Here is an 11655-nt window from a genome sequence, read left to right on the forward strand (position 1 = left end):
CCAAAATGTCGGTCATCATCGGGCCGCCGCCACGGTAGGGAATGCCCAGCATGAACAGGCCGGCGGTCTGCTTGAACTGCTCCATGGCCATGTGGCCCGAAGCCGCCGGGGTGTAGCCGTAGTCCAGCTTGCCGGGATTGGCCTTGGCGTAATCGACCAGCTCCTTGAGCGTCTTGAACGGCGTGCCAGGATGCACCACCAGCACATTGGGGCCAGAGTGGATCTGCGAGATGTGGACGAAGTCGGTGTTGGAGTTGTACTTGGGCAAGGGCTCCAGGCCGTGGGCCACGGCGTTTGAGCCCACACCGGTCAACACCAGGGTGTAGCCGTCGGGGGCGGCCTTGGAAGCCCGCTCGGTGCCGATCACGCCGCCCGCCCCGCCGATGTTCTCGACGATGAAGGGCTGCTTGAGTTGCTTGCCCAGTTCCTCGGCGGCCAGGCGGCCCATGATGTCGCTGGTGCCGCCGGCCGGAAACGGCACGATGATCTTGACCGGCTTGCTCGGGTAGTCGGACTGGGCCAGCACCGCCAGCGGCAGGGCCGTGCCGAGTGCGGCGATAGCTGCGAATTTAACAAGTTTTCTGCGAATCATGGGGTGGTCTCCGGGTGGATTTATGTGGGAAAGGAAAAATCCGGCGTTTTGAATACGTTGTTCAGTCCGCCAGCGTGGTGATTTTTGGCTTGTAGCCGGCCGCCTGCAGCAGGCCGCGCGTGTAGCCCAGGGCAAACGCCATGAAGCGTTCGCGGTTCGGGTCAAGCGCGCTCAGCGGCACATGGTCGGGGCACAAAATGCCGGCGTAGCCCGCGCGCTGGTAGGCCCGCACGGCTTCGTTCATGTCCACGTCGCCTTCATCGGGGAAAACCTCGGCAAAGTCGAGGTAGCCGCCCTTGATGTTGCGAAAATGCACCATGAAGATGCGCGGCGCGAATTCTTCAATCGCGCGGATCACATAGCGGTGCGGCTCTTGGGCCATTTCGGCGACCGTGCCCTGGCAGAAGTTCAGGCCGTGATTCGGGCTGCCAGACAGCGCAATGAAGCGGCGCATGCCTTCGATGGAGCCGAGCACATGTTCCACGCCATTCAGGCCACCGACCGGATAGGCCGGGTCGTGCGGGTGGCAGGCCAGTTTGATACCGGCCTTGTCGGCGGCGGGCACAAGTTCGTTCACCAGGAATTCAATGGCGCGCCAGCCCGACTCCTCGGTCACGGGCGGCACCTCTTTGGCCATTTTCTGGCCGCAAAGCATCGAAGATTCGGCATCTCCCTCGTCCTGGTTGGTCGGGTAGCCCACGCCCCAGTAGCTGTGCTTGCGGTCCGCCTCCGGGCTGTAGCTGGCCAGCTTGAAGCCGCTGTACTGAACGCCGCCGCGCCCGGTGCGCAGGCCGGTGCGGGTGATGCCCACCATTTGCACGTTGTATTTCAAGGCCGTCAGGCCGGCGTCGGCGGCGATCTGGATGTTTTGCTTGAGGACTTCGGCCTGCTGGCGCGCGCTGGCCTCATCGGTCAAAAAGTCGAGCAGGATGGAGCCCACGTCCAGCGCAAACAAATCGATCTTCAGGCCGAAGCTCTCGACCCATTCGCGGTAGCCGCGCAGCTTGTTCACGTCCCAGACGCCGCCGGGCTTGACCAGGTCGGTGCCCCGGTTGTCAATGACCACCCGTTCCACGCCCAACTGGGCAGACAGGCGCAGCCGCTCGGCCGGCGGGTTGATGAGTTGTTCTCCGATGTACATGGTGAGGTGGTATTCCGTGGTTAAAAAACAGAGCATCACGACCCTGGCGCCTGTATGGACGCGCGTTCATTTTGAGTCAGGAGCGCCCGGGCATCAAGCAGGAGATCCCCGCAGGCCCTGTTCAAATCCCAACATGCGGGACAGGGCAGACAGCAGGTCTCAATCGGAAGCGTTCTCTGCGGCTTTACCCGGCAGGGCAGCTCAAGGCCCCGCTTTCACGCAAAATCACGCTCATGCAACTCAATTACATTGCCAACACCTCGGTGCCCTCCTCGTCGGGCAAAACCATCCCTGTCATCGATCCTTCGGACGGCCAGGTCTTTGACGAAATCCAGCGCGGCAACGCGTACGACATTGATGTGGCGGTGGGCAGCGCCCGCGGCTGCCTGGACCGGGTCTGGAGCCGGCTCAGCGCGGCCGAGCGCGGCCGGCTGCTGATGCGCTTGTCGGCCAAGGTGACCGAGCACGCCGAAGAACTGGCGCTGATCGAGCAGCGCGACTGCGGCAAACCCACGCAGCAAGCCCGGGCCGATGCACTGGCGCTGGCCCGCTACTTCGAGTTTTACGCGGGCGCCTGTGACAAGCTGCACGGCGAGACCATTCCCTACCTGGACGGCTACAGCGTGATGACCTGGCGTGAGCCGCACGGCGTGACTGGCCACGTCATTCCGTGGAACTACCCGATGCAGATTTTTGGCCGCAGCGTGGGCGGCGCGCTGGCGGCGGGCAATGTCTGCGTGGTCAAGCCCAGCGAAGACGCTTGCCTGTCGCTGATCCGCGTGGCCCAGCTGGCCGCCGAAGCCGGCTTTCCGGCCGGCGCCATCAACATCGTGACCGGCTACGGCCATGAAGTGGGCGACGCGCTGGCGCGCCACCCGGGCATTGACCACATCAGTTTTACCGGCAGCCCCAGCATTGGCACGCTGATCCAGCAGGTGGCGGCCGAGCGCCATTGCCCGGTGACGCTGGAGCTGGGCGGCAAAAGCCCGCAGATTGTGTTTGCCGATGCCGACCCGGACACGGTGATTCCCGCCATCGTCAACGCGATTGTGCAAAACGCCGGGCAAACCTGTTCGGCCGGCTCGCGCCTGCTGGTGCAGCAAGCCATTTACGAGCCGCTGCTGGAGCAGTTGGGCCAGGCCTTTGAAGCCCTGCGGGTGGGCCCCGCCGCCATGGACCTGGACGTGGGCCCGCTGATCCGGCAAAGCCAGCAGCAGCGCGTGTGGGACTTTTTAAGCGATGCGCAGGTCGCGGGCATTCCGATGGTGGCGCAGGGCCAGATCGTGGACGAAGCACCCGAAACCGGCTTTTACCAGGCCCCTACCCTGCTGCGCGACGTGCCGGTGATGCACCGCCTGGCGCAGGAAGAGGTGTTTGGCCCGGTGCTGTGCGCCATGCCCTTTACGGACGAAGACCACGCCGTGGAACTGGCCAATGCCACCCGCTTCGGGCTGGTGGCCGGTGTCTGGACCGCAGACGGCGCGCGTCAGTTCCGCATGGCCAAACGCGTGAAAAGCGGCCAGGTCTTCATCAACAACTACGGCGCTGGGGGCGGCGTGGAGTTGCCGTTTGGCGGCGTGAAGTCCTCGGGCTACGGGCGCGAAAAGGGGTTTGAGGCGCTGCATGGCTTCACGACCCTGAAAACCGTCGCCATCCGGCACGGTTGAGGGCCTGCCCAGGACATGAACGGCCATCACGTGCAACCGCTGGGGGCAAGGCGGCCCATTCCATGCGGTGCACCGCCAATGGAGTAAATTCACCCCAAGGATTTTCACCATGACAGACAAACCACACAAAATAATCCCGCTCGCAGACATTCGATACGCCAGCCGCGTGCCGGCCATTCCGGCCCAGTTGCTGGCGCCCTCCGGCCTGCTGAGCGACACGCTGGGTCGGCCGCTGCGCGATCTGCGCATCAGCGTCACCGACCGCTGCAACTTTCGCTGCAACTACTGCATGCCAAGCGAGGTCTTTACAAAGGACTATGCCTTTTTGCCGCAAAGCTCGCTGCTGAGCTTTGAGGAAATCACGCGCCTGGCCAGGATTTTTGTCGCGCACGGCGTCGAGAAAATCCGGCTGACCGGCGGCGAGCCCTTGCTGCGCAAGCACCTGGAAGTGCTGATCGAGATGCTGGCCAAGCTGCAAACGCCCGGCGGCAAGCCGCTGGACATCACGCTGACCACCAACGCATCGCTGCTGGCCAAAAAGGCGCAGTCGCTGAAAGACGCCGGACTGCAGCGCGTGACCGTCAGCCTGGACGGGCTGGACGACGCGGTGTTTCGGCGCATGAACGATGTGGATTTTCCGGTGGCCGATGTGCTCAAGGGCATTGAAGTGGCGCAAAAAGTGGGCCTGGCACCGCTCAAGATCAACATGGTGGTCAAGCGCGGCACCAACGACGCTGAAATTGTGCCCATGGCGCGGCATTTTCGCCATTCGGGCGCGGTGCTGCGCTTTATTGAATACATGGACGTGGGCGCGAGCAACGGCTGGCGCATGGACGAGGTGCTGCCTTCCGCGCAGGTCATTGAGCGCCTGAACGCCGAGTTCCCTCTGACCGCGATTGACCCAAACTACACCGGCGAGACCGCCGAGCGCTGGCGCTATGCCGACGGCGCCGGTGAAATTGGCGTGATCAGCAGCGTGACGCAGGCTTTTTGCGGCGACTGCAACCGGGCCCGGCTGTCGACCGAAGGCAAGCTGTTTTTGTGCCTGTTTGCCAGCCAGGGCCATGATTTGCGCGCCCTGCTGCGCGGCAACTACGCCGACGAGCAGATCGCGGCGGCCGTGGGCCCGATCTGGCAGGCGCGCACAGACCGCTATTCGGCGCTGCGCGCTGCCCTGCCCGCAGATACAAACCCGGCAGACGGCGCCGCCAGGCGCGTTGAGATGAGCTACATCGGAGGATGATTTGAACGATATGAACGATATGAATATGGAAGCGCCGCTGCATACCGAAGCGATCACGGGCGTGATTCTGGCCGGCGGGCGCGGCGCGCGCATGGGCGGTGCCGACAAGGGCATGCAAAACTTCAACGGCGTGCCACTGGCGCTGCACACCTTGATGCGGCTGTCGCCCCAGGTCGGCGAGGTCATGATCAATGCCAACCGCAACCTGGCCGCCTACGAGTCGTTTGGCGTGCCGGTCTGGCCCGACACGACCGGTCTGGGCGAATACGCCGGGCCGCTGGCCGGTTTTTTGACAGGGCTGGAGCGCTGCGAAACCCCCTACCTGCTCACGGTGCCGTGCGACACGCCGCTGTTTCCGCTGGACCTGGTGGCGCGCATGGCCGACGCCCTTGCGCGGGAGGATGCCGAGATCGCCGTGGCCGCTGCCCGCGAAGAAGACGGGCAACTCAGGCCGCAGCCGGTGTTTTGCCTGATGCCGACCCGCCTGCTGGAAAGCCTGCTGCGTTTTACGCAAAGCGGCGGCCGCAAGATTGACGCCTGGACGGCGCTGCACAAGACCGTGGTGGTGCCGTTTGACCAGCCCGGCGATGACGCACGCGGTTTTTTCAATGCCAACACGCTGGCCGAACTGCACCAACTCGAAGCCAGCCTGCCGTGAAAACACTCGCCCAAATTGGCGCCGAACTGCAGGGCTACGACCCGCAAGCCCTGTCCGCGCCACAGGTGCTGGATTTCCTGTCGCAGCTGGTCACGCCGGTCCGGGACGTGCTGGAACTGCCCTTGTTTGAGGCGCTGGGCCGGGTCCTGGCCGCCGACGTGATTTCGCCGTTTGACGTACCACCGCATGACAACTCGGCCATGGACGGCTACGCCTTTGACGGCGGCCAGTTGCAAACCGATGCGCCGCTGGTGCTGCAGGTCATGGGCACGGCGCTGGCGGGCAAGGCCTGGCAGGGCAAGGATGGCCCCGTCAAAGCCGGCCAGTGCGTCAAGATCATGACGGGCGCCATCATGCCGCAGGGGCTGGACACCGTGGTGCCGCAGGAGTTCGTCACGCTGAGCCAAGCCGGCGGCAGGGACCACATCACGATTGCACCGGCCTTGCTGCGCGCCGGCGACAACCGCCGGCTGCGCGGCGAGGACCTGATGCAGGGCAAGCCAGCGCTACAAAAAGGCGAGCTGCTAACGCCTGCGCGTATTGGTCTGGCGGCCTCTTTGGGTCTTAAAACGCTGACAACCTGGCGGCCGCTGCGGGTCGCCTACTTTTCAACCGGCGACGAAATCTTGTCGCTGGGTGAAGCGCCGCGCGAAGGCGCCGTGTACGACAGCAACCGCTACACCGTGTTTGGCATGCTGAGCCGCCTGGGCTGCCAGATGATAGACATGGGCGTGGTGCGCGACGACCCGGCGCTGCTGGAGGCGGCGTTCACCGAGGCCGCCACGCAGGCCGACGCCATCATCACCTCGGGCGGCGTCAGCGTGGGCGAGGCCGACTACACCAAGGCCATGATGAAAAAACTGGGCGATGTGGCGTTCTGGCGCATTGCGATGCGACCCGGACGGCCCATGGCAGTGGGCCGTATATTGCCGAAAAAATCAGCCACTCACCCAATACCGACGGAGACAGGAAGCTATTTAAACAATAGCAATCCAGAGGGCGCGGTGCTGTTTGGCCTGCCTGGCAACCCGGTGGCGGTGATGGTGACGTTTCTGGCCTTTGTGCGCCCGGCGCTGCTGCAGATGATGGGCAGCACCGAGGCGCAGCCGCCACTGCTCAAAGCCCGCAGCACCGAAGCGATTCGGAAAAAACCGGGCCGCACCGAATACCAGCGCGGCTGGGTATCGACCGCGCCTGATGGCGCGCTGCACGTAAAAACCACCGGTAGCCAGGGTTCGGGCGTGCTGCGTTCCATGGCCGAAGCCAATGGGCTGATCGTGCTGCACCACGGCCAGGGCAATGTGGCGGTGGGCGACGAGGTGGATGTTTTGATGTTTGCCGGCGCGCTCTAGCGCGGCCGGCCCGGCTGCCGCTTCAGTCCCCGCCTAGGCGGGTTGCTCGGCGGGGTGGTCCGGCTGTTCTTTTGCCAGGGCCTTGCTGGCGCCCGGCACTTTTTGCCGGGCAAACAGCGCGTACATGGTCGGCACCACAAACACGGTCAGCAAGGTGCCCAGCGACATGCCGCCCACGATCACCCAGCCAATCTGCATCCGGCTTTCAGCCCCGGCCCCGGTGGCCAGTGCCAGCGGCAAGGCGCCCAGCACCATGGCGCCTGTCGTCATCATGATGGGGCGCAGGCGCTGGGAAGACGCCTTGACCAGCGCGTCAATCATTTCCATGCCCTGCCCGCGCAACTGGTTGGTGAACTCCACAATCAGAATGCCGTGCTTGGTGATCAGACCCACCAGCGTGATCAGGCCGATCTGCGAGTAGACGTTGAGCGAGCCTCCGCTCCACTTAAGCGCCAGCAGCGCGCCAATCATGGACAGCGGCACCGACAGCATGATGACCAGCGGATCAATAAAGCTTTCAAACTGCGCGGCCAGCACCAGGAAAATAAAGAGCAGCGCCAGCGCAAACACAATGGCCAGTGCGCCCTGCGAATTCCTGAACTCGCGCGACGTGCCGTTCAGGTCGGTGCTGTAGCCGGTTTTAAGCACCTTGGCCGCCGTCTGGTCCATGAAGCTGAGCGCCTCGCCCAGCGAATAGTCGCCCGCCAGGCTGGCGGTGATGGACACCGACCGCCGCTGCCCGAAGTGGTTCAGTTCACGCGGCGACACGCTTTCGCTCACCTTGACCAGGCTGGAAAGCGGGATCATCGCGTCATTGCGGCCCCGCACGTAAATGCGTTCAATGGCTTCGGGGGTGCTGCGGCTGCCAGCCTCAAGCTGGACAATCACGTCGTACTGGTCGGCATCGCGCTTGTAGCGGGTGACATTGCGGCCACCCAGCAAGGTCTCGACGGCCTTGGCCACCGCGTCCACACTGATGCCCAGGTCAGCGGCCCGGTCGCGCGCCACCTCTATGCGCAGCTCGGGCTTGTTCAGGCGCAAGTCCACATTGGGCGAGACAATGCCGGGGTTTTTGGCGATCTCCACCAGCATTTGCTCCACCACGGCATCGAGGTTCTGGTAACTTTCCGAGGTCTGGATCACAAAATTAAGCGGCCGCTCGCGAAAGCCCTGCCCCAGTGACGGCGGTGTGATGGGGAACGCCGTCACGCCCGGCAGCGCGTTGAACTTGGGCTGCAATTCACGCGCCATGTCCATGGTGGAGCGCTTGCGCTCATCCCAGTCCACGGTGCGATACACCACGCTGGCCTGCGCCACGGTCGGGTTGCCGACGTTGGCAAAAATGCGGTCAAACTCCTTGAACGGCTCGCCCATTTTCTCCAGCGCCTGCGCATAGCGGTTGGTGTAGTCCAGCGTGGCGCCGTCCGGCGCGTTGACGGTGGCCAGGATCACGCCGCGGTCTTCCATCGGCGAGAGTTCCTGCTTCATGGTGGGAAACACCAGCGCAATCGCCAGCGCACTGGCCAGCATGACCGCCAGCACAATCCAGCGTGCCTGCAGGACAAAACCCTTTACCCGCTGGCCCGCGCCGCGCGCGCCGGCAGGCGCCTGGTAGCGGGCGGAAACCACCCAGCGCAGCGCAGCCCCGTAGCGGTCGGCCATGGACGTCAACACCCGCTCCATGGTGCGGTCAAAGCGGTTGGGCTTGGGGTTGTGCCGCAGCAGTTGCGTGCACATCATGGGCGTCAGCGTCAGCGCCACGAAACCCGACACCACCACCGCGCCCGCCAGCGCCAGCGCAAACTCGACAAACAGGCGCCCGGTGCGCCCGGGTGTGAAGGCCAGCGGCGCATAGACAGCCACCAGCGTGGCCGTCATGGTGATGATGGCAAAGCCGATTTCGCGGGCCCCCTTGATGCCGGCTGAAAACGGATCCATGCCCTCTTCAATGTGACGAAAGATGTTTTCCAGCATCACGATGGCATCGTCCACCACCAGCCCGATCGCCAGCACCAGCGCCAGCAGCGTCAGGGTGTTGATGGTGAAGCCAGCCAGCGCCATCAGGGCAAAGGTGCCGACCAGGCTCACGGGAATGGTGACCAGGGGAATGATGGAGGCACGCGGCGTGCGCAAAAACACAAAAATGACCAGCGCCACCAGCAGCACGGCCTCAAGAATGGTTTTGTAGACGTTCTTGACCGAGCGGTCGATGAACACCGAGTTGTCATTGGCAATGTCGATCAGCAGGTCAGGCGGCAGGTCGGCCTTGAGCTGGGGGATGACTTGCCGCACGCCCTTGGACAAATCCAGCGGATTCGCCGTGGCCTGGCGAATGACGCCGACCGCCACGGCGGATCGGCCGTTCAGCCGGACAGCGGAGCGCTCGTCCGCCGCGCCTTCGGCGACCCGGGCCACATCGCGCACCCTGACTGAAAATCCGTTACTGGTTTTGATCGCGATCTCGCCGAACTGGGCGGGCGTGAGCAGGTTGGTCTGCGATGTGACGCTGAACTCGCGCTGCTGCGACTCAATGCGGCCTGCAGGCAGCTCCAGGTTGCTGCGGCGAATCGCATCTTCGACATCCTGGCTGGTCAGCCGGTAGGCGGCGAGCTTGTCGGTGTCCAGCCAGACGCGCATGGCGTACTTGCGCTCGCCAAAAATACGGACGTCGGCGACCCCGGTGACGGTCTGCAGCCGGGGCTTGACGACGTTGTTGACCAGGTCATTGATCTGCAGCTGACTCAACGATTCGCTGGAAAACGCCAGCTGGATGACCGGGAAGGCATCGGCCTCGACCTTGGCGATCACTGGTTCCTCAATCGCCTGCGGCAGACGGTTGCGAACCCGGGAGGTGCGGTCGCGCACCTCGGCGGCGGCAGCGTCGGCGTCTTTCTCCAACCGGAAACGCACGCTGATCTGCGCCTGATCGGCGCGGCTGATGGACGTGATCACGTCCACACCGTCAATGCCGGCAATCGAGTCTTCCAGCGGTTTGGTCACCTGCGACTCGATGACCTCGGCCGACGCGCCCGCGTAGCGCACGCTCACGGTCACCACGGGCTCGTCAATCTTGGGGTATTCGCGCACGGTGAGGCGGTTAAAACTCACCGCGCCGATCAACACGATGAGCAGCGACAGCACGGTGGCGAACACCGGACGGCGTATGGAGACTTCAGCGAGTTGCATAGGAGGCGGTGGGGTCAGTGACGCAAGTTGGAACCAGGATTTGGCGTTGCCTGCAGGGGCTCAGGCAGGCTCAGGCGGGATCGCGCGGTGCCAGGCTGGCCGGGGCCGCATGGCGCATGGGCGCAGGCGCCGTGGGCGGGCGCGCATCGGACACAACTGCGCCGCAGGGGTTGGGCCCTGGCAACAGCGCGGGCACAGTCGCTGCGCGGGCAAGCACAGGATCGGGTGCGGACGCCTGAACAGCGGGCGCTTCAGCCGTCGTCGCCGCATCAGGCCGTCCGGCCTTTTTGCCGGACGCGCCATTGCCCGCCGGGCTCACCACCATGACCACGGTGCCATCGCGCTGCACCCGCTGCTGACCGGTCGTGATCACCGTGTCGCCAGGTGCCAGCCCCTCAAGAATCTCCACCTTGCCGGGACTGCGCAACCCCACCTTGACCTCGACACGTTGGGTCGTTCGGGTCTGCTCGCTGGGTCCCTTGAGCAGCTTGATGACGAATTGCTTGCCGCCTTGCGGAACGATCGCCTCTTCTGGAATCACGCGGGCGCCCTCCTTCACGCCAAAGACGGTATTGACCCGCGCGAACATCCCGGGCCGCAGTTGCAGCTGGCGGTTGTCAATACAGGCCCGGACGCCGACCGAGCGGCCATTGACGTCAACCAGGGGATCAATCGCCTGGATCTGCGCCACGTATTGCTGGCCGGGCAGCGCATCAATATTCAGCATCGCCATCTGGCCGCGCTTGAGCTTGGCGTGAAACCGCTCTGGCAGCCTGAAGTCGACATAAATGGCCTCTATGTCTTCAAGGTTGACGATGTCGGCGCCATCCTTCAGGTAGTCCCCTGCGCTGACCTGGCGAATACCGGCGATACCGTCAAAGGGCGCCACAATTTTCAGGCGCGCAGCAGTGGCCTTGGTGAGCGCCAGCTTGGCTTGGGCGACCTGCAGGTTGGCCGCGCTTTCATCAAGGGAACGCTGGCTGACGAAGTTTTGCGCCACCAGTTCCTGGTTGCGCTTTTGATTGGCCAGGGCAATCGACAGTTCAGCCTGGCTTTGCTGGACTTGCGCCTGCTGCAGCTGGTCATCAAACTGCACCAGCACCTGCCCTTTGCGCACACGCTGGCCATCGGTGAAATTGAGCCGGGTAATGCGCCCGCTGACTTCCGGGCGCAACACCACGCTGCGGCGCGAGCGCAAGCTACCCACAGCCTGGGTGTCATCGGTCAGCCGGGCAATATCGACACGGGCAGCTTCTACCGAGGGTGGTCTGCCGCTGCCGCCATTGCGGCCAGCACCACTGGCGCCGCCCTTGGGTGGCGCGGCTATAGACGACATGCCGGAGGCATTGCCCTCGGCCTTGGGTTTTTGATACCACCACGCAGCGCCCGAAGCCGCTGCGATGCCGGCCACTGCGACGACCGTGTAAATTGCTTTTGATGCCATGAGTGCGCCGGAAAAGAAAACTTGTCAGAAATGGAAACAATTTTTGACTGTAGCAGGAGCGCACAGAGTTCGCAGCATTTCAGGTTTTTTTAACGGGGCGAGCGCACCGGCTTTACTGCAGCTTTACCCTCGCCACGCAGCGCATGAATTTCTCTTCCCTTGCCACGGTGCCTGGGGCGAAAGCGCCTGACAGCGCCAGCCGGTCCCAAGGCATTGCGGTGCCATTCGCCGCGACTGGCGGGCTCGCATTGTGCGGGCGTTATCGGAGTGCTGCGGCGTTAATTAAGTTAAGGGCGAAAAGTCAGAGTCGGCCCAAGGCGCGTTCCACCCCTTTGTTGGCCAGCGCATCGGCGCGCTCGTTACCCGGATCGC

The 11655-nt window shown here is 64.0% G+C and carries 8 protein-coding genes; 4 read left to right on the forward strand and 4 right to left on the reverse strand.

The window, feature by feature from the left end; translation table 11 throughout:
* Together IV091_RS06165 and IV091_RS06170 are read right to left on the reverse strand one after the other, a co-directional pair.
* Nucleotides 1-592 (reverse strand): tripartite tricarboxylate transporter substrate binding protein (locus IV091_RS06165; RefSeq protein WP_293466537.1); only part of this gene is annotated, 592 nt, incomplete at its 3' end.
* Between the two features lie 61 nt (nucleotides 593-653).
* Entirely contained in the window at nucleotides 654-1733 is a 1080-nt protein-coding gene (locus IV091_RS06170; protein ID WP_293466540.1) for a mannonate dehydratase, read from the reverse strand.
* 233 nt (nucleotides 1734-1966) lie between these two features.
* Between IV091_RS06170 and IV091_RS06175 the strand changes: the two genes are divergently transcribed.
* From IV091_RS06175 to glp, 4 genes are all read left to right on the forward strand, one after another.
* On the forward strand, nucleotides 1967-3400 hold the full coding sequence (locus IV091_RS06175) for an aldehyde dehydrogenase family protein (protein WP_293466543.1): 1434 nt from the start codon (nucleotides 1967-1969) through the stop codon (nucleotides 3398-3400).
* A gap of 109 nt (nucleotides 3401-3509) precedes the next feature.
* Entirely contained in the window at nucleotides 3510-4643 is a 1134-nt protein-coding gene (gene moaA, locus IV091_RS06180; protein WP_293466546.1) for a GTP 3',8-cyclase MoaA, read from the forward strand.
* Nucleotides 4644-4653: 10 nt separating this feature from the next.
* Nucleotides 4654-5301, forward strand: coding sequence for a molybdenum cofactor guanylyltransferase MobA (mobA, locus tag IV091_RS06185; RefSeq protein WP_293466549.1), 648 nt, complete (start codon nucleotides 4654-4656; stop codon nucleotides 5299-5301).
* Nucleotides 5298-6653, forward strand: coding sequence for a gephyrin-like molybdotransferase Glp (gene glp / locus IV091_RS06190; RefSeq protein ID WP_293466551.1), 1356 nt, complete (start codon nucleotides 5298-5300; stop codon nucleotides 6651-6653). The genes mobA and glp overlap by 4 nt, the downstream gene beginning before the upstream one ends.
* Nucleotides 6654-6686: 33 nt before the next feature.
* On the opposite strand, the gene IV091_RS06195 is transcribed toward glp, so the two are convergent.
* Together IV091_RS06195 and IV091_RS06200 are read right to left on the reverse strand one after the other, a co-directional pair.
* Entirely contained in the window at nucleotides 6687-9839 is a 3153-nt protein-coding gene (locus IV091_RS06195) for an efflux RND transporter permease subunit (protein WP_293466553.1), read from the reverse strand.
* A gap of 70 nt (nucleotides 9840-9909) precedes the next feature.
* Nucleotides 9910-11283, reverse strand: a complete 1374-nt coding sequence (locus IV091_RS06200; RefSeq protein ID WP_293466556.1) for an efflux RND transporter periplasmic adaptor subunit — start codon at nucleotides 11281-11283, stop codon at nucleotides 9910-9912.
* Nucleotides 11284-11655: the final 372 nt, after the last annotated feature.

It is taken from the genome of Polaromonas sp. (genome assembly GCF_018780625.1).
Classification (GTDB): domain Bacteria; phylum Pseudomonadota; class Gammaproteobacteria; order Burkholderiales; family Burkholderiaceae_C; genus Polaromonas.